Source organism: Pseudomonas sp. S5D5 (assembly GCF_003013355.1).
Lineage (GTDB): Bacteria > Pseudomonadota > Gammaproteobacteria > Pseudomonadales > Pseudomonadaceae > Aquipseudomonas > Aquipseudomonas aylmerensis.
The window spans coordinates 3,539,522-3,563,526 of sequence record NZ_PTEO01000001.1 but is presented as its reverse complement, the minus strand read 5'-3'; the positions used below and the strand labels follow the sequence as shown (position 1 = coordinate 3,563,526).

The window sequence follows — 24,005 nt, the reverse complement described above, 5'->3', positions numbered from 1 at the left end:
AAACGTCCTGCAGAAAAAGGGGCAACGGCGATACGCGCGGCGGTTACAGGTCGGCGTCGTTGAGCTCGGCCATCAACGCGTTAAGCTCGTCTTGCGACATGCCGGAGGCACTGAACTCGGCACTTTCGGGTTCGACGTGACGGGCCTCCAGCGGCTGCGCGACGTCGGCCATGGCCGCGATGGTCTGATGTTCGAATACATGCTTGGCCGACAGGGCAACACCTTGTTCGTGGGCCTGGGCCACCACTTGCAGGCTAAGGATTGAGTCGCCGCCCATGGCAAAGAAACTCTCGGTGACACTGACGTTGTCGAGCTTCAAGACCTTGGCGACGATGGCGTGTAGCGTGGTTTCCATTGGCGTACGCGGGGCGACATAGGCGCTGTGGTCGAACTGGTCCGGGTCGGGCAGCTGGCGGGCATCGAGTTTGCCGTTGGGGGTACGGGGGAAGGCTGATAATGTCAGCACCCGCGTTGGCACCATGTACGCCGGCAGTCGCTCGCCGAGGTAGCGCTTGAGTGCTTCCGAATCCGGCGCGTAGCCATGGGCGGCGAGGACGTAGGCGACCAGGCGCTTGCCCGCGGGCTGGTCCTGCACGATCACAGCGGCTTCGCGCACGTCACTATGGCTGCACAATTGACGCTCGATCTCGCCGAGTTCAATGCGATAGCCGCGCAACTTGACCTGGTGGTCCTTGCGCCCCAGGAACGCCAGGCGCCCGTCGGCGAGCCAGCACGCCAGGTCACCTGTGCGGTAGGCGCGGGTACCGTCGGCCAGGGTGACAAAAGCCTTGGCGGTTTCCTCAGGCTTATTGCGATAACCGCGGGCCAGGGTCGGGCCAGCGAGCACGATTTCACCCGGTTCACCGATGGCGCTGACGATGTCGTGTTCATTCAAGACGCGCAGGTCCATGCCGGCAATCGGGCGGCCGATGGTTAATGCGCGGTCGGGGCTGAGCACATCGTAAGTCGCCCACACGGTCGCCTCAGTGGGACCGTATTCGTTGACCAGCAGCGCGTGGGGCAGGGTGTTGCTGTGCTGGGCGATCAGGTGTGGCGGGCAGGCTTCACCGGCGACGATCCAGCATTGCAGGCTGGCAACGCTGCTAAGTTGATCCAGCAGCGCTTGATACAACGAGGGCAACGACAGGCCGTGGCTGACGCGGTGCTGGGCGATCAAGTGCGCCAGGCGAGGCATGTCCAGTTCTTCGCCGGGTGCCGGCAATACCAGGCGGCCACCTTGGGCGAGGGTCCAGAAGATACCGGCCACGGAGCTGTCGAAGGCAAACGAGGACAGCAACAGGTATGCGCTCATGGGCGCCTCATACGCCGCCATGCGTACCTGGGTGGAATAGCTCAAGGCCGCGTGAGTGATTTCGACGGCTTTCGGTGCGCCGGTGGAGCCGGAGGTGTAGATCAGGTACGCGAGGCTGTCGGCGCGGGGTAGCGGCAATGGCGGCAGGGTGTTGGAGGCGTGCAGGTCGTCCAGCACAAAGCTTTGCAGGCCGAATGGGACGCTGTCGGCCAACTCCGGGCTGACGACGATGTGCGCGATGGCACTGTCGGCGAGCATGTAGGCGCGGCGGTCCAGCGGGTAGCTCGGATCGATCGGCACATAAGCGCCACCGGCCTTCAACACGGCAAGCATGGCGACAATCGCGGCGTTGCTGCGTGGGAACAGAATACCGACCGGCACACCGGCACCGATGCCGGCAGCGACCAGTTGGTGTGCCAAGTGTGCAGAGCTTGCTTCCAGTTGCGCGTAGCTCAACTCGCCGTGCTGGTCGCTGAGGGCGATGGCTGTTGGCTGTTGCTGCACTTGGCGAGCAATCAGTTCTACCAGGGTCACCGCTTCAATCACCGGCGATTGCGCCTGGCTGGCGATGATGTGCGCTTGCTGCGGCCCGCTCATGGACAGGTGCGCCCAGGGTTGTTGCGGTGCGGCCAGAGCCGATTGCAGTAACTGCGCCCATTGCTCGGCCATACAAGCGGCAACCTCGTGGCTTAGCAGGTTGCGATCGTAGATGAGCTGTGCGTCGAGCTGGTCGGCGCCTTGGTGGACTTGCAGGCACGCCTTGGCCGGGTTCATCACCGCGCTGGCGTCGCGTTGGCGCGCATCACTGGCTCGCCAGGCGTAGGCATAACCGCCCTTCAACTCGTGGGTGTAATAGTCCTGCCAGCCTGCGGCATGCTCGATCACGGCGTTGATCTGGCGGCTTTGTTCCAGCAAGGTCGCCTGGGCTTGCAGATCGATGCGCACGGGCAGGGTTTGCTCGAACAGGCCCAAGGTGCTGTCGAGTTCCGGGCCGCGACTGGCATGGATCAGGGTGATCGGCACCTGCTGTTGGCCAGACAGACGACCGAGCAGCACGGCCCAGGCCGCCAGCATCAGCTCGCAAGTCAATGCCGGGTGGACGGGCAGGTTGATGTCGATACGTTCCGGGCTGAAGCCACCGGAACGGGGTGTTTCCAGCGACAGCTGCAAGCTGGGCTGTTCGCTGTCAGCCGAAGGCTTCCAGAACAGCGCGCCGGGGTGCTCGGGCTCGTCTTCGGCAAGGCTCCAGCGCCACTCGGCGTAATCGGCGTATTGCAGGGTTTCGGACAGGTCCGGCGGGGTGTCTTGCAGCAGGGCAATTGCCAGCAGTTTCAGGCTGGTGAGGTCAAGATGACTGCTCGCTGCGGCCAGGTGCAGTACGTGCCCCTCGGTCAACTGCACCAGCGTTACGGTCAGTGGCGCAACCCAGTCAAGGGTGGTCAGGGCAACGCGCTGGTCTGCCGGGCTGAGGTGGCGCAGGTCCTTGGTCGCGACGGTCAGCGCGGCCTCGTCATGAATCACTTGCACCGGGTGGCGCAGGCCGGGCACCGGTGTCAGTTGTGTACGCAGGATCTCGCTGCCGCTGGCCATTGCTTGCAGGCGCTGGGTGAGGGTGTCGGCGTCTACCGCCTGGTCGATCGTCCATTGCAGTTGGCAACTGAACGTGTGTTCGGGTGCGTCGTTGAGGTGCGGGTAGAGCGACGCCTGTTGCGGTGAGATTCGAAAGCCTTGAAGTCCGTTCATGTTCAACTCAACTGCAAAAAAGGGGTGGATAGCGGTCAGACAGCCACGTCGCTGGACAGCAAGGCCTCGGCCATGCCGGTCATGATTGCGCGGTTGCCGGTAAAGGGTTCACGACCGTGCACCGCGAGCATGTTGTCGATAAACAGCACGTCGCCTTGTTGCCAGGAGAAACGCACCAGTGAATCCAGGTAGGCGGCGCGCAGCGACTCCAGCACCTCTGGCTCGATCGGTGCGCCGTCGCCATAGAAGGTGTTGGTCGGCAGGTCGAGGTCGTTGAAGTTGCTTTGCAGCGAATCGCGCAGGGCCGGCGGCAGGGTGCTGATGTGAAAAAAGGTCGCGTGGTTGAACCAGACCTCTTCGCCGGTACGCGGGTGACGCACCACCGCCGGGCCGCGTTGGCGGGTGCGCAGGCGGTTGTTTTCTTTCCATTCCACTTCGATGCCGACGCTGGCGCAGTAGGCTTCGACTTCGCTGCGGTCGGCGGACTGGAACACGCTTTGCCACGGCAGGCCGAAACCGTCGCCGTAATTGCGCACGTAGAGCACGCCTTTTTCACGAAAGCGCGCTTCGATGTCGGCGCTGATCCTGGCCTTGACCGCGCGGGTTGAGCCGATCGGCGTTTCACCACCGGTCTCGGACGGCAGTTGGCAATAAAAGAACAGCCGCAGCGGGAAACGCGGCGAATAGGAATGTTCGTTATGCGGGAAAATCATCTGGTCGGCCGGGTAGTCGGTCGAGGTATAGATATTGCCGCCGACCCGCGTACGCGGTGAGGCGCGGAACATGTATTCCAGCGCGCCGGGCGACAGCGCAGCGATGACCTGATCGAAGTGTTCCACCGATGCGACGTCGAAACCGCGGAACAGCAGGGCGCCGTATTGCAGCAGTTTCTGTTCCAGGGCTTCGCGTTCGCCGGTGGCCCAGGCCACCAGGTCGACACCGTTGACTGCCGGCTCGATGACCAGCGGCAAGGCGTGATCGGGGCTGAGCAGGCGCTCGCTGACCAGTTGCTGGGGAGCGACGTTCATGGCTTTGCGGCGCACACCCCCCAGTGTGCGTGCGGCTGGGGGCACGATAGGCATACAAGCATCCACCTTGATCAAAGGGTCAGTGAGCGACGTTTGGTTTGCAGCAACTGGCTGCGACCGGCGAGGGCTTGGGATTGCTGGCGTTCATTGCGCAAAGCCTGATCCCAGGTGTCGATGCGTTGGGCCAATGCAGTCAGCGGCTCATCCAGCAGGTCGCGAGCTTCGTCGAGCAGGCGCGTCCACAAGTGTTGCAGGCGTTCGGCGCGTGCCTGATCGAAGTATTCCCCGCGGTATTTGAGCGTGGCGTCGATGCCGTGGCTGGCATGCACCAAGTCGAGCACCAAATGGAAGTCTCCCGGCGCCTGCGCGACGTCCACAGCCGTCAGCTGCGCCCCGGCAAGAGTGGTTGGCTCGACTCGCGAAGGTTGATAGTTGAGCTTGACCTGGAACAGCGGTGAATGGCCGGGGCGGCGTGTTGGCGCCAGCGCCGCGACGACCAGATCGAACGGCAGGTCTTGGTGGGCATACGCCAGGCGGGTCTGATCACGCACGTGCGCGAAAAAATCGGCCAGCGTGCCGTCCTCGCCGACCTCGCAGCGCAGGGTCAACTGGTTGACGAAGAAACCGATCATCTCGTTGTGCGCGGCCAGCGGGCGGCCGCTCACATCCGTACCCAGCAGGAAACGTTGCTGGCCGCTCAATTGCTTGAGCACCAGTTGATAGCTCGCCAATAGCAGCATGAACAGCGTCATGCCCTGTTCACGGGCGACACCGGCCAGGGTGTCGCATGTGGCTTGGGGCAGGCTGAAATTCACGCTGTGTTCGGTGTGTGTGGTGCCGCTGCCGCCCAGCTCCAGGGTTTGCGGCATATCGGCCAGGTGTTCGCGCCAGAAGTCCTGGTGGGTAGCGATGCGTTGAGCTGTCCAGTGCGCGGCTTCCCAGCGGGCGAATTCGAGGTACTGCTGCGGTGCGTCATCGGTGGCCTGAGTCGACAATTCAGCCAGTAGCAGTTGCGCGGAACGGCCATCGAAGGCGATGTGGTGCAGGGTCAGCAGCAGATCGTGCTGGTGATCGTGGCTGATCAGGTGGGCGCGCAGCAGTGGGCCTTGCTTGAGGTCGATCGGGGTCGCGTGCTCCTGGGCCAGGCAGTCCGCTAGATGATCGTGGAGGATCAACGGCACGTTGCTGGCCGCCAGCACCTGTTGCTGCGGGCCATCAACGCTATCGTGGTAGATCGTGCGCAGCACGCTGTGGCGCTCGACCAGGGCACTGAGCCGTTGCGACAACAGCGCCTTATCCAATGGGCCGTGCAGCTTCAGTTGCAATACCAGGTTGTGGTGGGTGTCCTGCGGGTTCAATTGATGCAGGAACCACAGGCGGCGCTGGGCGAAGGATTGGCGGCTATGGTGAGTAGTCGCGTCTGATTCGGGGCTGGCAATGGGCATTGGCGTGCCGAGGTACACCCGCAGCGCCTGCGCCCATTCGGCCAGGCTTTGTTCGCCGAACAGGCTCTGGGTGTCGAGGTTCCAACCCAGGTCGCGGTAAAGGCGGGCGGCAAAATCGGCGATGCCGATGGAGTCCAGCCCCAATCCGATCAGGCTGAGTTCAACGTCGACCGTGAGGTACGGATTGACCTCGTGCAAGACCTGCTCCAACCACTGACGGCAGGCAGACAGGCTCGGTTGCTCACGCAATTGCTCGGCCTCGATCCGTTCCACCGGCGCGCTTGCTTGCCCGCCGCTCTGGGCGATGATGCTCAAGGTGCCGGCCGCCAGTTGGCTACGTGCGCCTTGACGGGCGATCTTGCCGCTGGTGGTCATCGGAATGGTGCCGGCTTGCACCAGCACAATCTGGTCGATACCGCAGTCGGCCGCTTCACGCACGGCGGTTTGCATCGACGCGAACAGCGCCGGGTGATGCGCCGGGTCAACGAACTTGCGCTGCGGTTCGGCAACGATCACTAGTTTCTCGCGGCCCAGCAGCGGGTCCATCTGCGAGAAGGCGGCGATGCGCCCGGTGCGGATGCCCGGCTCGCTGTCAGTGATCGCAAACTCGATATCGTGGGGGTAAAGGTTGCGACCGTTGAGTATCAGCAGGTCTTTGAGGCGCCCGCAGATGACGATCTGACCTTCATGCATGAAACCCAGGTCACCGGAGCGCAGGTAATGGCCGGGTTCACCGACTATTTGCGCCTCAAACGCGTAGCGGCTGGCTTCGGGGTTTTTCCAGTAGGCCTCGGCGTTGCTCGGGCCTTGCAGCCAGACTTCACCGATGCGGTCCGCGGCGCAGCGTTCGTGGGTGTTCGGGTCCGCGATGGCGACAGCGTGAAGCGCTTGCGGGTAGCCACAGGCGACAAATTCAACCGCAGCAGCGTCGCCGGACGCCAGGGTGACCTGGCCGGTTTCCAGTACGCTTTTGTCCAGGCGCAACACCACCGGCAGCTTGTTCGCAGGTGTTGCGCTGACGCACAACGTGGCTTCGGCCTGGCCGTAACCGGGGCTGATGGCCAAGGGGTTGAGACCGCACGCGGCAAAGCGTTGGGTGAAGGCGTCGAGCGTGCCGGGGTGGATCGGTTCGGCGCCGTTGATTGCATGCTGCCAGGCGCTCAAATCGAGCTGGGCGATAAGGTTGTCGCTGACGACGCGGTGACACAGGGCATAGGCAAAGTTCGGCGCGAAACTCGCGGTCGCGCGGTAGCGGCTCAAGGCCTGCAGCCAGGTGGACGGTGCATTCACGAAGGTTTGCGAGGCCATCAGGTAGCACGGCATGCCGCTGTAGAGCGGGGCGAGTACGCCGCCGATCAGGCCCATGTCGTGGTACAGCGGCAGCCAGTTGACCATGGCGCCGTGCTCATCGAAACCGTAGGCCTGGCGCATCAATTCGACGTTGGCGATCAGGTTGCGCTGGCGCACTTCGACGCCTTTGGGCGTGCCGGTCGAGCCCGAGGTGTATTGCAGGAACGCGACGGTAGCGCCATTGACCGACGGCCGTTGCCACTGGCTGGGCGCCGGTGTGCCGAGGTCTTTGACGGTCAACACCTCGACGCGGTTTTCCACCAGTTCGCGCAGACTGTCGCAATGTTCCAGCGGCGTGAGGATCAGCGCTGGCTGCGCGTCGATCACCACATTACGCACACGGTCCAGATGCCGCGGTTTACGCGACGGCGGCGGGAACAACGGCACGGCGATCAGCCCGGCATATAAGCAAGCGCAGAACGCTCGGGCGTAGTCGAGGCTGCTGGGCAGCATCAACAGCACGCGGTCGCCTGGGCTGCAACGCGCCTGCAAGGCGGCGGCCAGGGATTGCGACTGCTCGTGCAATTGGGCAAACGTCAGGGTTTCGCCGATCTCGACGCCGTCGGGCAGGAAGTGCAAGGCAGCACGCTGTGGGAAGTGCAGGGCGTTAGCTTCCAGCACTTCGATCCAGTGATTGAATGCAAACATGGTGGGATTTACGCCATGGCCACGATGACTTTACGGTCACCGGTATAAGGATTGCGCCCGTGGGCGACCAGTCGGTTGTCGAGCATCAGGATGTCGCCGGGCTCCCAGGGGAAGCTGACGGCGGTCTGGTCATAGACCGCACGCACCGTATCGAGCATCGCATCGGGGATCGCCGAGCCGTCACCGAAATACACATGGCGCGGCAGGTTCTCTTCACCGACGGCCGCCAGCAGGCTGGCACGCACACCGGGTTCAATGGCCGAGACGTGGAACAGGTGCGCCTGATTGAACCAGACCCACTCACCGGTCTCGGGGTGCTGCAACACGGCGGCGCAGCGCTGGCGGGTGCGCAGGTCGCCGTCAGCTTTCCATTCCCACTCGATGTTGTTGTCCTGGCAGTAGCGCTCGACCTGGGCGCGGTCTTCGGTGTTGAACACCTTTTGCCAGGGCAGATCGAGGGCGCCGCTGTAATTGCGCACATAGAGCAGCTCACGGCTGGCGAACGCTTCGCGAATCTCGGCCGGCATGCGCTGGTAGATCAGGCGGCTATCGCAAATCGGCGTTTCGCCGCCGGTTTCACTGGCCTTGATGCAGTGGAACCAGATGCGCGCAGGCCAGGGCCGGGTATAGGCCTGTTCGTTGTGCAGGGGGATGAATTGGTGAGCCGGGTATTCCGTCGAACTGTAGACCCCGGCGAACACTTTGCTGCGCGGGGTGGAGCCGAATTCGTAGCTGGCCAATGGCGCGCCGAAGCTGGCGGCGAAACGCTTGAAGTCGATGGGCGTGGCGACATTGAAGCCGCGAAACAGCACACCGCCCGCCGTACGCAAGCTGTCGTCGAGGCTGTCGCGGATCGACTGTTCGAGCGCATGGATCGACTGGCCCGGGCTGGCTTGCACGCGCCTTGGCAGAACGGCTGCGCCAGGGGCTTGATCCATGATTGAAACAGGCTCCGAACGTCCGTTCGGGTGTTCGATTGAAGTCATCCTTTGCACATCCTGTTTGTTTTTTTTGGCTCTGTAGCGACGTGACAGCAGGCCGTGAAAACTGGGCAGTGGCCTCGATGAAGCTTTGCAACGAAATGCTTATATCTCGTTACATGTGGTCATACTAGGTGTTAATGAGATGGATTATCAATACTATTCCTTTAATATTTTTTTTCGTCTAGACTCCGGCCCCGCTGGGGAAAAACAGCGATTTGCCAACGGATAAAAATACAAATAACTGCGGTAGGGGAGCGGGGCGTGAATTACAAAATTAATACACTTGCGTTGGCGGTAGGGTCTGCTATGTGCCTGTTGAACAGTGCATGGGCGGAGGATCAAACCTCGGCGGTGGAGATTGCGCCGATCACCGTCACTGGTGAAAAAATCAACCGCACACTTGAGCAGACCCAGTCGAGCGTCGCCGTTGTGACGGAACAGCAACTGCGCGACAAAGCCGATCACAACCTGATCGACGTGTTTGCCCGTACACCGGGTGTGTACAACCAGGCGGGCAACGAAAACTGGGGTATCCGTGGTGTGCCGGTGTCCGGTTTCGATGACCAGGGCCCGGCGACGCTGAACGGCGCAGTGTCGGTGTATGTCGATGGCGCGCAACAACCCAACCGTGCGCTGACGCTAAGCCCGATCGGCCTGTGGGACACGGAGCAGGTCGAGGTTTTCCTTGGCCCGCAGTCCACCACCCAAGGTCGCAACTCCCTGGCTGGTGCGGTAGTAATTCAGACCAAGAACCCGACCTTTGAACCGTCCTTCTCCGCCCAAACCAACATCGGCAACTACGGTGAACGCGGCGTGGCCGTGGCTGGCGGTGGCTCGATCGTCGACGACAAGATCGCCGGCCGTATCGCCATCGACACTCAGGACGGCGACGGTTATATCCGCAACACCACTAACCACGACGATGCCAACCCGCACCGCACCAGCAACTACCGCGGCAAGTTGTTGATCACGCCGAACGATGACACTGACGTGCTGCTGACCTACGCGCACAACGAACACCGCCAGGGCGACAACTCGATCACCCGCATCGGCGACAAGGTCCAGTATTACAAGATTGCCTCGAACACCAAGGCCTACGACAACCTTAACCAGGATACGGTGAGCGCGAAGATCGACTGGCGCCTCAACGAGGCCTGGACGCTGACCAACCTGACCACTTACACCCATTCGTCCTATACGGCGCGCAAGGACTTCGACCAGACCGCCACGGTGAATAACGAAATCCTGCGTAACCAGGCCGGCGACATGTTCAGCCAGGAACTGCGTTTGGGCTATACGTCCGACACCATCCGCAGTTTCGGCGGTGTGTACTACGGCCGTACCACCAACAGCTTCCACGACCGCCTGCTGTTCAATAACGTTCAGCGCGGCGCCGCCAAGGGCGATGTCGATATCAACAACGCCGCGTTGTTCGGTGAAGTGGACTGGGATTTCGCGCCGAACTGGACCCTGATCACCGGCCTGCGCTACGACTACGAAACCAACGATACCGACATCGAGCAGGATGACTTCTCCAGCCCTGGCAAGGTCAAGAAGACCTTCCACGCGCTGTTGCCGAAACTGGGCGTCGACTATCAATTCATCCCCGACCAGTACGTCGGTTTCATGGTGCAGAAAGGCTACCGTGGGGGTGGCGTCAACGTGCGAGCCGGTGGCGGTCACCAGGCTTACGATCCGGAATACACCACCAACTACGAGCTGTCGTACCGGGGTTCGTTCCTCGAGAAGAGCCTGCGCGCACGTGCCAACCTGTACTACACCGACTGGAAAGACCAGCAGGTCAGCGTGCTTGACTCGTCGGGTGATTTCTTCCTCGTCTACAACGCCGGTCGCAGTGACATCAAGGGCCTGGAAGTCAGCGTCGAGAAAGACTTCGGTGAGCAGTTGACCTTGAACATCGGCGGTGCCATCACCGACGCCAAGTACAAGGACTTCAATACCGGTGACGGCCTTGACCGCAGCGGCCAGCCGTTCCTGTACTCGCCGAAATACAAGATGTCTGTGGGCGGTACCTACCGTTGGAACGATCGCTTGACCCTCAACACCGACCTCACTTACCAGAGCACCGCGCCGTCTGACTTCGAATTTGACGCCAACGGCAACGTGAGCAAAGTGCGCCGCAGTGACAACTACGTCCTGACCAACTTCAGCACCGAGTACAAGGTGACCAAGAACGTCGCCGTGTCCGGCTACCTGAAAAACGCCTTCGGCAAGGAATACGTCACCAGCAACCGCATCGGCGACATCATCGATGTGGGCGCCCCGCGCACATTCGGCCTGGTACTGCGTTACGACATGTAAGTCGATGGGCGCAGGGGTGCGCATTCCCTGCGTCTGGTTTCAAGACTTTTGCTGCCTGGCGCGTTCGTGTCCAGGCAGCGCTGCTTGCTTCCAAACCCAGCCTCCATGGAGGACCTCATGAACGCTTTTTCGAATGCCACAACCGGTGGTGCGCAACAGCTACGCCTGTTGCACACTGGGCTGTCCCAACCTTACTGCCTGGACCTGACGCCGATACTCGAGCGCCAGCAACAGCAAGAATCCAACGCCCGCAGCTACCCACGACGCATCCCGCTGGTGCTTGAACGCGCCCATGGGATTTACGTACAGGACAGTCGCGGGCAAGTGTTTGTCGATTGCCTGGCGGGTGCCGGAACCCTGGCGCTGGGCCACAATCACCCGGTGATTATCGAAGCAATCACACAACTGATGGCCGCCGGTGTGCCGATGCACACGCTGGACCTGATGACGCCGGTCAAGGACGCTTTCGTTCAGGAAGTCTTCGGCTGCCTGCCGCCCGACTTTGCACGCAATGCCCGCATCCAGTTTTGCGGCCCCAGTGGGGCCGATGCGGTGGAAGCTGCACTCAAATTGACGCGCACCGCGACCGGGCGCCATTCGGTGCTGGCCTTCGAAGGCGCCTATCACGGCATGACCCTCGGCACCTTGGCCATCAGCGGCAACCTGTCCCCAAAAAATGCCCTCGGCGCGTTGATGCCGGGCGTGCAACGCCTACCGTACCCGCATGATTACCGCTGTCCGTTTGGTGTCGCCGGCGATCAAGGCGTGACCCTGAATGTGCGCTACCTGGAACACCTGCTCAACGACCCGGAAAGCGGCGTCACCTTACCGGCCGCGATGATTCTTGAGCCGATCCAGGGCGAAGGTGGGGTGATTGCCGCGCCGGATCGCTGGTTGCAGGAACTGCGACGCTTGACCCGCGCCCACGGTATCCCGCTGATTGTCGACGAAATCCAATGCGGCATTGCTCGCAGTGGCCGTATGTTCGGCTTCGAGCAATCGGGCATTACCCCGGATGTGATCACCCTGTCCAAGGCCATCGGTGGTGGCTTGCCGTTATCGGTCATGGTCTATAACGATTCGCTGGATGTCTGGCAGCCCGGCGCGCACGCCGGCACCTTCCGTGGCAATCAGTTGGCGATGGCGGCCGGTACGGCGACCTTGCGCTTCATTCGCGACAATGACCTGGTGGCGCACGCCGAGACCGTCGGCGCGCACTTGCGCAAACACTTGCAGGCGCTGCAGAGTGAATTCGCCTGGGTCGGTGACGTTCGCGGTCGCGGCCTGATGCTCGGCATGGAAATCGTCGACCCGCACGGGGTATCTGATGTACAAGGGCACCCACCGGTGGACACTGCGCGGGCCAAGGCTTTCCAGCAAGCGTGCCTCAAGCATGGGTTGATCGTCGAGCTGGGTGGGCGTCATGGAGCAACGGTGCGCTTCCTGCCGCCGTTGATCATCACCGAGCAAGAAATCGATTTTGTTGCGCAAATCCTGTTCCAGGCTGCCCACGCGATCACCACGCGGCCCTGATCGAGCCATGCCCGGTGCCTGCCAAGGGAATGGAAGGGCGCATTTTTCAGCGAAAGGACGACACATGCACAAGGCTGTATCGACACTGCTGTTTGCTGCGCTGACCCTGGGCGGCTGCGATGTTAGGCCGCTGCCCGTTGCTTCCAAGACGCTGCCGCCGCAGGTCAAGACCCTGACCGTACAACCCCGCGCCTTCGCCATGACTGCCGAATTACCGGGCCGCATTGAGCCGGTGCGCGTCGCAGAAGTGCGCGCACGGGTCGCCGGGGTGGTGCTGGCGCGGCATTTTGTCGAAGGCAGTGACGTCAAGGCGGGCCAGTTGCTGTTCAGCATCGACCCGGCGCCGCTCAAGGCCAAGTTAATGCGAGTTGAAGGTGACCTGGCCAGGGCCGAGGCGGATGTCTATCGCGCCAACGCCCATGTGCAGCGCTATACGCAACTGGTCGAGATCAATGCGGTCAGCCCGCAATTATTTGATGACGCGATGGCCGATCTCAAACGCGCCAAGGCCGACCGCCTGGCCGCAGAGGCCGACCGGGCCACCGCGCAACTCAATTTGGACTACTGCCAGGTGCGTGCGTCGATCAGTGGCCGCATAGGCCGTGCGCTGGTCAGCGAAGGCGCACTGGTCGGCCAGGACGAGGCCACACAGATGGCACGGATTCAACAACTGGACCCGATCTACGCCGACTTCACCCAGCCCGCCGAACAGGTCGTGGCGCTGCGCCAAGCCGTCGCCAACGGCCGCCTGGTGTTGACCGGGGAGGGCGCGGCCCAGGTCTCGTTGCAGGTCGGCAACCCGATGCAGACCCGCGCGGGCAAGCTGTTGTTCTCAGATATCTCCGTAGACCGCAGTACCGGCCAAGTCACTTTGCGCGGTGAGTTTCCCAACCCCGATAACGTGCTGCTGCCTGGCATGTACGTCAGGGTAGTGGCACCGGCCGGGGTGGACCCACAGGCGATGTTCGTGCCGCAGCAGGCGGTGCAGCGCGGCACTGACGGGCAGGCCCGGCTGATGCTGGTCGACGCCCAAGGCGTGGTGCAGGAGCGCATCGTCAGCACCGGCGCGATGCTCGGTCCCGACTGGCAGATCACTCAAGGCCTGAAGGCAGGTGAGCGGGTGGTGGTGGAGCGGGTCGACAAGCTCAGCGCCGGTAGCAAGGTCAGCGTTGTTGCTCTGGCTGCGCGACAGGCCGCAGACTGAGATGGCCGACTTCTTCATTGATCGTCCGAATTTCGCCTGGGTCATCGCGTTGTTTGTCGTGCTGGCGGGTGCGCTGGCGCTCGGCCGTTTGCCCGTCAGCCAATACCCCGACGTTGCGCCGCCACAAATCAGCGTCAGTGCCAGCTACCCGGGTGCCTCGGCGCAGATCATCAACCTCAACGTCACCAGCCTGCTGGAAGAAGAACTCAACGGCCTGCCTGACTTGCTGTACTACGAGTCCACCAGTGCCAATGGCAGTGCAGACACCACCGTCACCTTTAAACCGGGCACTGACCCGGACCGCGCGCAGATTGATGTGCAAAACCGTTTGCAACGGGTGGTGGGGCGCTTGCCCCAAGCGGTGATCGAGCAGGGCTTGAAAGTCGAGCAGGTGCGCGCCAACTTTCTGATGATTTATGCCCTTTCGTACACCGACGAACAGCAGGATTCGGTCGGCCTGGCCGATTTTGCTGCCCGCGCAGTGAATAACGAAATTCGTCGTGTGGCCGGCGTCGGCCGCGTGCAGATGTATACCGCCGAGCGCGCCATGCGTATTTGGGTCGACCCGGCGAAGCTGGTGGGTTATGGCCTGTCGATGGCGGATGTGAGCAAAGCCATCGCGGCGCAGAACGTTCAGGTGCCGGCCGGCAGCATGGGTGAACGCCCGGGGCCGGTGGACCAGCAGATTACCGCTACCGTCATGGTGCAGGGCCAGTTGGAGTCGGTGGAGGCGTTTGGCAATATTGTGCTGCGTGCCAATGACGACGGCGCCAGTGTGCGAATTCACGATGTGGCGCGGGTGGAACTGGGGCGCCAGGACTACCGCTTCGATGCCCGTCTGAACGGCAAGCCCGTGGCGGCCATGTCGGTGCAACTCGCGCCGGGTGGCAATGCGTTGCAGACCGCGCAGGCAGTCAAGGCGCGTCTGGACCACCTGTCGAGCACCCTGCCGAGCAACATGCGCTTTAGCGTGCCGTACGATACGGCGCCCTTTGTCCAGGCCGCGATCAAGCAGGTCGTCTACACCTTGATCGAAGCCATGGTGCTGGTATTCCTGGTGATGTGGCTGTTCTTGCAAAAGCTGCGCTACACCTTGATTCCGGCGGTGGTCGTGCCGGTATGCCTGTCGGGCACGCTCGCAGTAATGGGGGTGTTGGGCTTTTCCATCAATATGATGACCCTGTTCGGCATGGTCCTGGCCATCGGCATGCTGGTGGACGACGCCATTGTCGTGGTGGAAAACGTCGAGCGCTTGATCAACCAGGAGCGCCTGTCACCCCAAGACGCGACCCGCAAGGCCATGGGCCAGATCAGCGGCGCCATTGTTGGCATTACACTGGTGCTCTCAACGGTATTTTTGCCACTGGCCTTCATGGGCGGTTCGGTGGGCGTGATCTACCAGCAGTTCGCCCTGGTATTGTCGGTATCGATTCTTTTCTCCGGGTTCCTCGCGCTGACCCTGACGCCGGCGCTCTGTGCGGCATTGCTCAAGCCTTTTGATCCGGCACAGCGGCTGAATGGGTTCAACCGACACTTTGACAGGTTGACTGCACACTATGAGCGCATCGCCGGCAGCTGGGTGCAGCGGGGCACTCGCAGCGTGTGTCTGTACCTGTTGTTGCTGGCGGTGCTGGTGTTTGCCTACCACCGTTTGCCATCCTCCTTCATTCCCAGTGAGGACCAGGGCTACACCGTCACCGATATCCAGTTGCCTCCAGCGGCCTCCGCAGCGCGTACCGAAGTGACGGTGAACGCGTGGGAGCAATATGCCCTGGCACAACCGGCCACCCAACAGGTGCTGAGCATTCTGGGCTTCAGCTTTTCCGGCGAGGGAGCCAATGCCGCCTTGTCGTATATCAGCCTCAAGGACTGGTCGGTTCGCGGGGCCGACCAGGCCAGTCGCGCCGTGGCACAGCGCGCAACCCAGGCCTTTGAAGAGGTCAGCGACGGCACCGTATTTAGCACGGTGCCGCCGGCGGTCGATGGTCTTGGTACGTCTGCCGGCTTCGAACTGCGCCTGCAAGACCTGACCGGTCACAGTCACGCCGAGCTGCTGGGCGCCCGCGCGCAACTGCTCGCTGCCGCAAAAGAGTCCCCGGTGATCGGCAGCCTGCGCGATGAAGGCCTGTCGGACGCGCCGCAGATAAAAGTCGACATCGACCGGGAAAAAGCCGAGGCCCTTGGTGTGAGTTTCGATGTGGTCAGCGCTGCGTTATCGGCGGCCCTCGGTTCACAGCAAATCAACGAATTTGCCAACCAGGGGCGTATGCAGCGCGTGATTGTCCAAGCTGACGGCGGTAGCCGCCAGACACCCGAAGCGCTGCTGCGCCTGCAAGTGCTCAACCGGCAGAACACGCTGGTGCCCCTCGAAGCCTTCAGCCGTTTTGAATGGCAAGTCGGCCCGCTGCAGATCGTGCGTTACAACGGCTCGCAATCGCTGCGCTTTACCGGTGACGCCGCGGCTGGCTACAGCACCGGCCAGGCCATGCAGGTATTGCAGAACATCGCGGAGCAACTGCCGGGCGGTTTCAGCCTGGAGTGGGCCGGGCTGTCGCTGCAGGAGCAACAATCCGGTGCCCAGGTGCCGCTGTTGATGGGATTATCACTGTTGACGGTCCTGCTGGTACTGGTGGCCTTGTATGAAAGCTGGGCGATACCGTTTGCCGTGCTGTTGATCGTACCGGTTGGCGTGCTGGGGTCAGTGGCGGCCGTCACCATCATGGGCATGCCCAATGACGTCTATTTCAAGGTGGGTTTGATTACCATCATCGGCCTGTCGGCGAAGAACGCGATACTCATTGTCGAGTTTGCCAAAGAGCTGCACGCCCAAGGCGCACGTCTTGCAGATGCGTCGGTCCAGGCTGCACGCCTGCGCTTTCGCCCGATCATCATGACATCACTGGCATTTATCCTGGGCGTAGTGCCGCTGGCGCTCGCCACCGGGCCGGGCGCCGCCAGCCAGCAATCGATTGGAACTGGGGTGATTGGCGGAATGCTCGCGGCGACAGTGCTGGGCGTGTTGTGGGTGCCAGTGCTATTTGTAACGGTGATGGCGGTTTCTCAAAGACTCTCGGGGTCGCCAAAAAACATTTGGACTTGGCTCTAGGACGGTGTTTTCAGTCGGATAAAATTCAAATGTGCCCCCAGTTTGGCCCCCACTAGAGCGGGATACGTGGGCGATCGAGATTGGCGATCTCTGAGGCGGGCTAGGGTGGTCGTCGATGGCTTTCAGTGTTACTCCTCATCGGATCTGGGTGGGAGAGGGCAGGGCTCATCAAGGACCAGCTAGTCCGCTCTCGGTCGAGAACAGCAACTCCGATCGGCTGTGTTCGACCCAATATTTGTATCCACGTAATTGGTTTGCTGGGCTTGGAAGTGTCTACGAAACCAAACGCGATTCAGTTCTTATCCAACCATTTGCCCTCTACCAGCACGTTCTGTATCACCCATACATGTACAAAAGGTCGTCGATCAGATCTAGCTCCTGCTGCGTGTACTGGGCCTTGTTGTACCGTCTAATGTCCTTCAAGCACACTCCTAATCGGAACTTGCCGCGAGGGATCCTGAACAACTTCGATCAGACCGTCGCAATCGGGATCTCTTCCCTGGAGGTATTTCTCAATCAGTTCTTTGAGCGCTACGCGCCCCTCCAGATCGGTTGGCACTGTTATTTCTCCCGCAAAATGGTGACGTCATCTGCTGTGATGATAACGGTGGTAGCCGGTTTAGGGAGGAGTTGCTGCGCACGTACCGTACTCAGGGTGCGATTACGTGTCGAGCAGCTATGCAGCTCGTGTTAAGCCGAGGGATACCCTCGGCAAGGTCACAGATCAAATAGATGCCAAAACCGCCTTTCGTTGCTTTCGATATGCCTGGCGCAAAGCCAGACAATAGAGAATCCAACCCCGACGCCCAGGAAACCCACAAATGCCTCGGCCCAATTGTAGGGAGGGTCGTTGAACCCCACCACGGCTACCAACACTGCAATCACAGATAGTACAGAAACAATGTAGGAAGCAATCAAGGGATTCATTAATGCCGGAAATCTTTGCGTGGGAAGGTATAGCACCGCAAATGCTAACCACGGAAGGACAATCAACGATTCGAGGTTGTTGGCAACGATGAAGGCTTCTGTTTCTGGGATCGCCAAAGGCGCCAGCATCAAAATCAGAGCACCCAAGGTGTAGAAAGGGGCTCGCTTCGATCTAAAAGAGGTCAACATCGACCAACCCGACACCATCACCCCAAGCATTAAGGCGGCAACCCACAGTAAGCGGGTCAGTCCCTCAAATCCGCCCGCCAGTAGGGAGACCCCGCAAATGGCAGTTAGGAGATGGCCAGCGGTTCCCAAGACGCATGCCAGTACTCGATTTTTGCGCACTGGATCCTTCAAGGTGGTTAGCGATCGGAGCTCAAGTTTGATCTGCGAACCGGGCTTGTGCTGAACGCTTTCGATTTTGAAGTTAGTTTCTGAGTCGGTGTGCTTAGCGGCTTCAATGATAGCGTTAACGCCATCCAGTCTTTTGGCCAGGCAGGGTCGAGCATATTTTGCACCGAGGCCGATCGCTGTTGAGTTCGTCGTTACGTCATCAACGCTCGGCTGAATGCCAATGACAGAGGTCACATGCCAACAGTGGGTTTCAGTGAGAACAAACAGCCAAGAATCCTCTGCCACAAGCACTTGAGATATTTGTGCTTGCCGTATGAGGTCGTTGCGTAGAGGGGCGGAAGGTCTGGGGTAATAACCGGGTTTCAGATTCTGGTCAAACAGCCAATCTCTGAGACTGTTTCCTGCGGCCCCGTTGCCGGCGGCTCCCACGGCTATAATTGGCGCCCCCTCAAACATGACTACTTTGCCTGGCGTAAACAGCTTGCTCTTTATCTCCCAACCGCGGGCGTTCGACATTGCAGTCAAGGCAGCAGTGTCGAAACTTACAAGCGTATCTGCGCAGAGAATCTTCTTATCCCAGGTAATGGTTGTCAAAAAGCACCTTTTGAACATGAGTGGTGGAACGACTCAGTGAGGGCATCACCTAGTCGTTGCGAATTAGGATTTGCCGATATGTTTAAAGTGTACTTTCATCACTGAGCCGCCACCATGCAATTGATCCCCGCCACCCTCTTCCATGATGCTGCACCGGTCAAAGCGCCTACCGCGGAGCTTCCATTTGACGAAAAGTTGATGATGCTATCGCGGTTATCAAGCAGCAGATCTTGGACGGGAGGCGTTGCGTGATCGCCTGCAGTTTCGGCAAGGACAGTTCGGTCACTGTGGCGCTCGCGCTGAGGGCAATGGACGAACTGCAGAGAGAGGGTATTCAGGTTCCTGAGCTTCACGTTCTCACCAGTGATACTCGGATCACTACAGTCTGCAGCTCCATGAGTCCATAAGCATGTCTTATGCACCTTTTGTTGTTGTTTTTGGTGTTTTCAGCGCGCACGGCTCCCCCAAGGCGCATCCGGCGCGCGCTGCGCAATATGGACAGTGTTTGGAAGCTGAGGCGGGGTCAGCCGGCGGAAGCCAAGCGGGTGATCGCCTCTTGGCTACCGGCCAGTTGGCGTAGGATGAACTTCTGGATTTTTCCAGTTGCCGTTTTGGGCACTTCCCCAAATATCACCCGGCTAGGGCACTTGTAGCGCGCCAGTCGTGCCTGGCAATAAGCGATCAGTTCCGCTTCGCTCGGCACCGGTGCCTGGCTTTTCAACTCGATGAAGGCGCAGGGTACTTCGCCCCATTTGTTATCCGGCTGCGCCACTACGGCGGCGTGCAGCACCGATGCGTGGCCGTGGAGGATGTCTTCGATTTCCACTGAAGAAATATTTTCGCCCCCAGAGATAATCACGTCTTTGCAGCGGTCGGTGATCTGCAGGTAGCCGTCGGGATGTACCACGGCGACATCTCCCGTGTGAAACCACCCGCCTTCAAAAGCTTTTTGCGTAGCTGAGGGGTTTTTCAGGTAGCCCATCATCACGGTGTTGCCACGCAGCAACAGCTCACCGGTGGTCTGGCCATCGTGGGGGACAGGTTCAAGGGTTTCGCCGTCGGCCACCATCAAACCCTCGAATGCCGCCGCCCGAGCGCCTTGCCTGACGCGCAGCCGGGCTTTGTCGGTCGCGTCGAGTTGGTCCCAACCGTCTTGCCAGACGCAACTGATGGGCGTGCCCGCCACTTCCGTGATGCCGTACACGTGATCCACCTGGAAACCCATGGCCACTACCGCGTCCAGCACGGAGGCCGGAGGCGGCGAGCCGGCGGTCAACACCCGAACCGGGTGCGGTAATGGCGGCGGCGCTGGCGTATTGGCAATCATCGCCATCACCGTTGGTGCCGCGCAGAAATGGTCGGCGTGGTGCTCGGCGATGGCGTCCAGCACCGCCTCGGCGGTGACTTTGCGCAGGCAAATATGAGTGCCTGCCGCAGCGGTAATCGCCCAGGTGAAGCACCAGCCGTTGGCATGGAACATCGGCAGCGTCCACAAATACCGTGGTGTTTGCGGCAGCGGCCAGTTGGTCATTTGCAGCAGGCTCATCAGGTACGTGCCACGGTGGCTGACCACCACGCCTTTGGGATCGCCGGTGGTGCCTGAGGTGTAGTTTAGCGCGATGGGCTGCCACTCGGTTGCGGGCCTTACGCCTTCAAACTGCGGGTCGCCTTGCGTGAGCAGGCTTTCATAGTCCGGTGCCTGCGCGCCTGTCCAGGGGGTGGCCAGGTGATCGCGAATCATCACGATGGCCGGCGGCCGCTCAAGCTTGGACAGTGCCGCGCCTGCCACGGCCATGAACTCGCAATCGACCAATAACAACCTGCACTCGCTGTGCTGCAAGATGAACGCAATGCCGTCAGCGTCCAAGCGATGGTTGATGGTATTGAGAATGGCACCGCTCAGCGGAATGCCGAAGTGGGCCTCGATCATTGCCGGGGTATTCGGCGAGAGGATTGACACTGTCTCACCCGGTTGTACGCCCCGGCTGACTAGCGCTGAAGCGAGGCGATAACAGCGTTCTCGCGTGTGTGCCCACGTGCGCCGCACGTCGCCGTGAATGATCGCAATACGTTCCGGATGAACCAGCGCAGCACGGTCCAGGAACCCCACGGGGGTCAAGGGCACATGGTTGGCCGGGTTGTGCTCAAGTTCACTGATCATGGGCAGGTCTCCTTATTATTATTGTGAAAAACAGCGAAAGCGCTGACCGGTTCCCGTGCGGTGACCAGCGTGTTTTCAATCGCCTGGGGGTCGGCATAGCCCAGGCTCATGCCACACACCAGCATCTGGTCGGCGGGAATGTTCAGCGTCTGCGCGATAACCGGGTGGTACTTGAGAAACGCCGCCTGCGGGCAGGTGTGCAAACCGCGCCCGAGCGCGGCCAGCATGACGCTTTGCAAAAACATGCCATAGTCCAGCAAGCTGCCTTGCTCCAATACCTTGTCGACGGTAAACAGCAGGCCAACCGGGGCATCGAAGAAACGGTAGTTGCGCCCGTGCTGTTGGTGCATACGCTGCTTTTCGTGCTTGGCAATCCCCAGCAACCCGTAGAGGTCCCAACCCACCTTGCGTCGGCGATCCAGATAAGGCGTGGTCCATTCGCGCGGGTAGTATTCGTAGGGGTCCTGCATGTCGCGACTGAGTTGCGGGTCGTTATCGACAGCGGCGATGGCCTGCGACAGCTGCTCCTTGGCGTCACCGGTCACCACGTGCACCCGCCACGGTTGCATATTCACGCCTGAGGCACTGAAGCGTGCGATATCCAGAATGGCCTCGATTTCCTCATGGGCCACGGCCGTCGGAAGAAACGCCCTGACACTGCGACGTGAGCTGATAGTCCAGTCAACAGTGCGCTGCAGTTGCAGCGCAGACAGCGGCGGTGGTGACAAGCGGTCCAAGGTGTACCTCCTTTACATGGCTCAGTTCGGACGGGGTTCAGCGCGTGAGTGCCGTTAACTTGCTGACCCTTTGTGAGTCGGCCCGTGACTGATTGACAAAGGTAACCGCCAGCGCGCCAAGCAGACCCGCCAACGCGATCACCATGAAATTTTGCTCAAGGGGCAGGGCCAGTGACACCAGCCAGCCGATCAGCACCGGGGCGATGATTGCGCCGACTCGGCCAACCCCCGATGCGAACCCTACGCCTGTTGAACGGATTGGAGTTGGGTAGAAATCCCCGGCATAGGCGTAGGCAATCAACTGCGTACCCAGCGTCGAGGCGCCGACAATGAACACCACCACAAACAGCAATTCGGTGGAGCGAGTAAAGGCCATCGCAGTGAGCGCCAGTGCACCGACGACATAAAACGCAATCAGCACATGCTTGATATTGAGCTTGTCGCTCAGCCAACCGCCGCCGATCGCACCCACAATCGCCCCAACGTTGAACACAATGACGAAGTTCAATGCCGAGCCAAGACTGTGGCCGGACATCGCCATCAATTTGGTCAGCCAGGAGTTGAGCGCGTAGACCATGAAGAGTCCGGTCATGAACGCCGCCCATATCATCAGGGTACTGAAACCGCGCCCTTCGCTGAACAGGCCTTTGATCGGGCTATCGAGGGCGGCCTTGGCCTCTGCCGGATGACCGGCCAGCAGCGTCTCATCGCTCAGCTCAAGCGTGGGGTTGATTCGCAGCACAATACCGCGCAGCTCAGCCTGGCGGCCTTGTTTGAGCAGGTACGCCATGGACTCCGGCATCATCTTCAAAATCAGCGGAATCAGCAGTACCGGCAGCCCTGCCACAAAGAACACCGACTGCCAGCCATGGCTCTCGATCAGGTGCTTACCGGTGAGTGCAACCAGAATGCCGCCCACTGAGTATCCGGCAAACACCAGGGTGACAAGGCGCGTGCGCAGCCTGGCCGGCGAAAACTCGCCCATCTGTGCGGTGACAATCGGTAGTACGCCGCCAATGCCGAGGCCGGCAATGAAGCGCGAAACACTGAAGCTGAAGGGGTCGCTGGTCAGCCCCGCTGCAGCGGTAAACAGGCTAAACAGCGCGACGCAGATGGCGATCATCTTCGGTCGGCCGATGCGGTCTGCCAAGGTGCCCAGGAAGATTGCGCCGAGCATCGTACCCAGCAGCGCCGAACCGGCCATGACCCCTGCACTGGTTGCGTCAATGCCCATGTCCTGCATGATGGCGGGCAATGCGGCACCGACCACGGCGAGGTCATACCCATCGATTATCAGGATCAGCACACACCAGAACAGAATAAGCCGGTGGAACCCGTTGAATGTTGATTCGCCTGCGAGCGTATAGACGTTCACTGGTGGCATGGCGTGTCTCCTTCAATTTTATTGTTGTTGGTGAAGTCCACTTCGCCACATTCTAGGAAGGCGTCCGCGTGTCGCCCATGCCTGGGCGCATCAATGTGCGTGAGCTGTTTGGGCATTCAAGGGGTGATAAAGGGGGGGAATGTGAAAGGGGGGCTATTCGTCGAGCTGACCGCGTCGATACGCCCCGGGGCTCACACCGGTCCACTTCTTGAACGCGCGGTGAAAAGCGCTGGTTTCCTGGAAACCGGTGGCGGTCGCGACCTGTGTGACCGTCATTTCGCCACGGGAGAGCAGGTCAATCGCCATGTCGCGGCGCAGGTCGTCCTTGAGGTTTTGGTAATGCGTGCCTTCGGCTTGTAAGCGGCGCTGCAATGTGGAGTTGGACATATGCAGCACCCCGGCGAGGTCATCGCGTTCGGGCCAGCACTCCGGGGCCAAACCCCGGAGGTAACGTCGTATCTGTGCGCTGAGACTGTCGTCGTTGCGGTATCTGACCAGCAGGCTGGCAGGCGTTTCCTTGAGAAACGGGCCCAAGGTGGCGCCCGACTGGCTGATTTTCATATCCAGGCATTTTTTGTCGAAGCTGATCCAGGTTGTAGAGGCGTCGTAGTCGATGTCTTCGCAGAAACGCATGCGGTAATCGCTTTGATCCGCGGGCTTGGGCGCGCGAAAGCTCAATTTGTGCACGGGAATACGCTGGTTGACCAGCCAGCAGGAAAGCCCATGTACGAGGATAAACCAGGTGCCGTAGGCAAATAGGCGGCGTAGTACGCCCTTGTCATGCAAAACGATAAACGCCTTCTCGTCCTTGACCACGAGTTCGCCATGCACGTCATCCAGGACCAGCCTCAGAAACGCCAGCATTCTGTGCAAAGCATGGCCTAGAGTGGTGCAGTCGAGCAGCGCCTGGCACATCAGCTTGAAGCTGCCGCGGCGCATGGGATGACTGTCGATGCCGAAGAATTCGTCGTCCAGCAGGTCGGCCAACTCCACCCACAGACGGGCGAAGGCGGTCGCCGACACCCGGGCTTTTGGCGCGTCGAGCAACAGGGGGTCTATCTCTGCGTTGGCCAGGGCCACGGACAGGTCAAGACACCTGTGTCGGGCGCTATGCAACGCTTCATGCACCAGGGCAATGGAGGTGGTGCCTTTGTCCTGTGGGGGTGTCATG

At 60.8% G+C, this 24,005-nt stretch carries 13 protein-coding genes; 4 read left to right on the top strand and 9 right to left on the bottom strand.

Annotation, left to right across the window (positions count from 1 at the left end; genetic code table 11):
• Positions 1–43 precede the first annotated feature (43 nt).
• The 4 genes from C9990_RS16490 to C9990_RS16475 are packed head-to-tail and all read right to left on the bottom strand — an operon-like array spanning position 44 to position 8,464.
• Entirely contained in the window at positions 44–3,055 is a 3,012-nt protein-coding gene (locus C9990_RS16490; RefSeq protein WP_106803964.1) for an amino acid adenylation domain-containing protein, read from the bottom strand.
• Between the two features lie 35 nt (positions 3,056–3,090).
• Positions 3,091–4,137 (bottom strand): TauD/TfdA family dioxygenase, encoded by a 1,047-nt coding sequence (locus C9990_RS16485; protein ID WP_087694514.1) that lies wholly within the window; start codon positions 4,135–4,137, stop codon positions 3,091–3,093.
• Between the two features lie 17 nt (positions 4,138–4,154).
• A complete protein-coding gene (locus C9990_RS16480; protein ID WP_106803963.1) occupies positions 4,155–7,526 on the bottom strand; it encodes a condensation domain-containing protein in 3,372 nt (1,123 codons plus the stop codon).
• An 8-nt stretch (positions 7,527–7,534) separates the two neighbouring features.
• Positions 7,535–8,464, bottom strand: a complete 930-nt coding sequence (locus C9990_RS16475) for a TauD/TfdA family dioxygenase (protein ID WP_218231846.1) — start codon at positions 8,462–8,464, stop codon at positions 7,535–7,537.
• Between the two features lie 306 nt (positions 8,465–8,770).
• Between C9990_RS16475 and C9990_RS16470 the strand changes: the two genes are divergently transcribed.
• The 4 genes from C9990_RS16470 to C9990_RS16455 all read left to right on the top strand — a co-directional run bounded on the left by C9990_RS16470 (position 8,771) and on the right by C9990_RS16455 (position 16,674).
• Positions 8,771–10,831: a TonB-dependent receptor gene (locus tag C9990_RS16470; RefSeq protein WP_106803962.1), complete on the top strand. Its 2,061-nt coding sequence runs from the start codon at positions 8,771–8,773 to the stop codon at positions 10,829–10,831.
• 117 nt (positions 10,832–10,948) lie between these two features.
• Positions 10,949–12,364 (top strand): diaminobutyrate--2-oxoglutarate transaminase, encoded by a 1,416-nt coding sequence (locus C9990_RS16465; protein ID WP_087694510.1) that lies wholly within the window; start codon positions 10,949–10,951, stop codon positions 12,362–12,364.
• Between the two features lie 64 nt (positions 12,365–12,428).
• A complete protein-coding gene (locus C9990_RS16460; protein ID WP_087694509.1) occupies positions 12,429–13,568 on the top strand; it encodes an efflux RND transporter periplasmic adaptor subunit in 1,140 nt (379 codons plus the stop codon).
• 1 nt (position 13,569) lies between these two features.
• A complete protein-coding gene (locus tag C9990_RS16455; protein ID WP_106803961.1) occupies positions 13,570–16,674 on the top strand; it encodes a multidrug efflux RND transporter permease subunit in 3,105 nt (1,034 codons plus the stop codon).
• 717 nt (positions 16,675–17,391) lie between these two features.
• Here C9990_RS16455 and C9990_RS16445 read toward each other — a convergent pair.
• The 5 genes from C9990_RS16445 to C9990_RS16425 form a co-directional block, all read right to left on the bottom strand.
• On the bottom strand, positions 17,392–18,552 hold the full coding sequence (locus tag C9990_RS16445; RefSeq protein ID WP_157955083.1) for a hypothetical protein: 1,161 nt from the start codon (positions 18,550–18,552) through the stop codon (positions 17,392–17,394).
• Between the two features lie 523 nt (positions 18,553–19,075).
• Positions 19,076–20,713 carry an AMP-binding protein gene (locus C9990_RS16440; protein ID WP_106803959.1) on the bottom strand — a complete coding sequence of 546 codons (1,638 nt, stop codon included), beginning with the start codon at positions 20,711–20,713 and terminating at the stop codon, positions 19,076–19,078.
• On the bottom strand, positions 20,710–21,450 hold the full coding sequence (locus C9990_RS16435; RefSeq protein WP_101270062.1) for a nitroreductase: 741 nt from the start codon (positions 21,448–21,450) through the stop codon (positions 20,710–20,712). Before C9990_RS16435 ends, C9990_RS16440 begins: the two co-directional genes overlap by 4 nt.
• Positions 21,451–21,487: 37 nt before the next feature.
• The gene (locus C9990_RS16430) at positions 21,488–22,834 is read right to left on the bottom strand and encodes an MFS transporter (protein WP_106803958.1); all 1,347 of its coding nucleotides are present in this window, start codon (positions 22,832–22,834) and stop codon (positions 21,488–21,490) included.
• A gap of 153 nt (positions 22,835–22,987) precedes the next feature.
• Entirely contained in the window at positions 22,988–24,004 is a 1,017-nt protein-coding gene (locus tag C9990_RS16425; RefSeq protein ID WP_101270066.1) for an AraC family transcriptional regulator, read from the bottom strand.
• Position 24,005: the final 1 nt, after the last annotated feature.

Coding starts and splice junctions, on each gene's coding strand:
- C9990_RS16425 (WP_101270066.1), bottom strand. CDS start 24,004: ATGACACCCCCACAGGACAAAGGCACCACCTCCATTGCCCTGGTGCAT.
- C9990_RS16460 (WP_087694509.1), top strand. CDS start 12,429: ATGCACAAGGCTGTATCGACACTGCTGTTTGCTGCGCTGACCCTGGGC.
- C9990_RS16480 (WP_106803963.1), bottom strand. CDS start 7,526: ATGTTTGCATTCAATCACTGGATCGAAGTGCTGGAAGCTAACGCCCTG.
- C9990_RS16465 (WP_087694510.1), top strand. CDS start 10,949: ATGAACGCTTTTTCGAATGCCACAACCGGTGGTGCGCAACAGCTACGC.
- C9990_RS16455 (WP_106803961.1), top strand. CDS start 13,570: ATGGCCGACTTCTTCATTGATCGTCCGAATTTCGCCTGGGTCATCGCG.
- C9990_RS16485 (WP_087694514.1), bottom strand. CDS start 4,137: ATGCCTATCGTGCCCCCAGCCGCACGCACACTGGGGGGTGTGCGCCGC.
- C9990_RS16440 (WP_106803959.1), bottom strand. CDS start 20,713: ATGATCAGTGAACTTGAGCACAACCCGGCCAACCATGTGCCCTTGACC.
- C9990_RS16490 (WP_106803964.1), bottom strand. CDS start 3,055: ATGAACGGACTTCAAGGCTTTCGAATCTCACCGCAACAGGCGTCGCTC.
- C9990_RS16430 (WP_106803958.1), bottom strand. CDS start 22,834: ATGCCACCAGTGAACGTCTATACGCTCGCAGGCGAATCAACATTCAAC.
- C9990_RS16475 (WP_218231846.1), bottom strand. CDS start 8,464: ATGGATCAAGCCCCTGGCGCAGCCGTTCTGCCAAGGCGCGTGCAAGCC.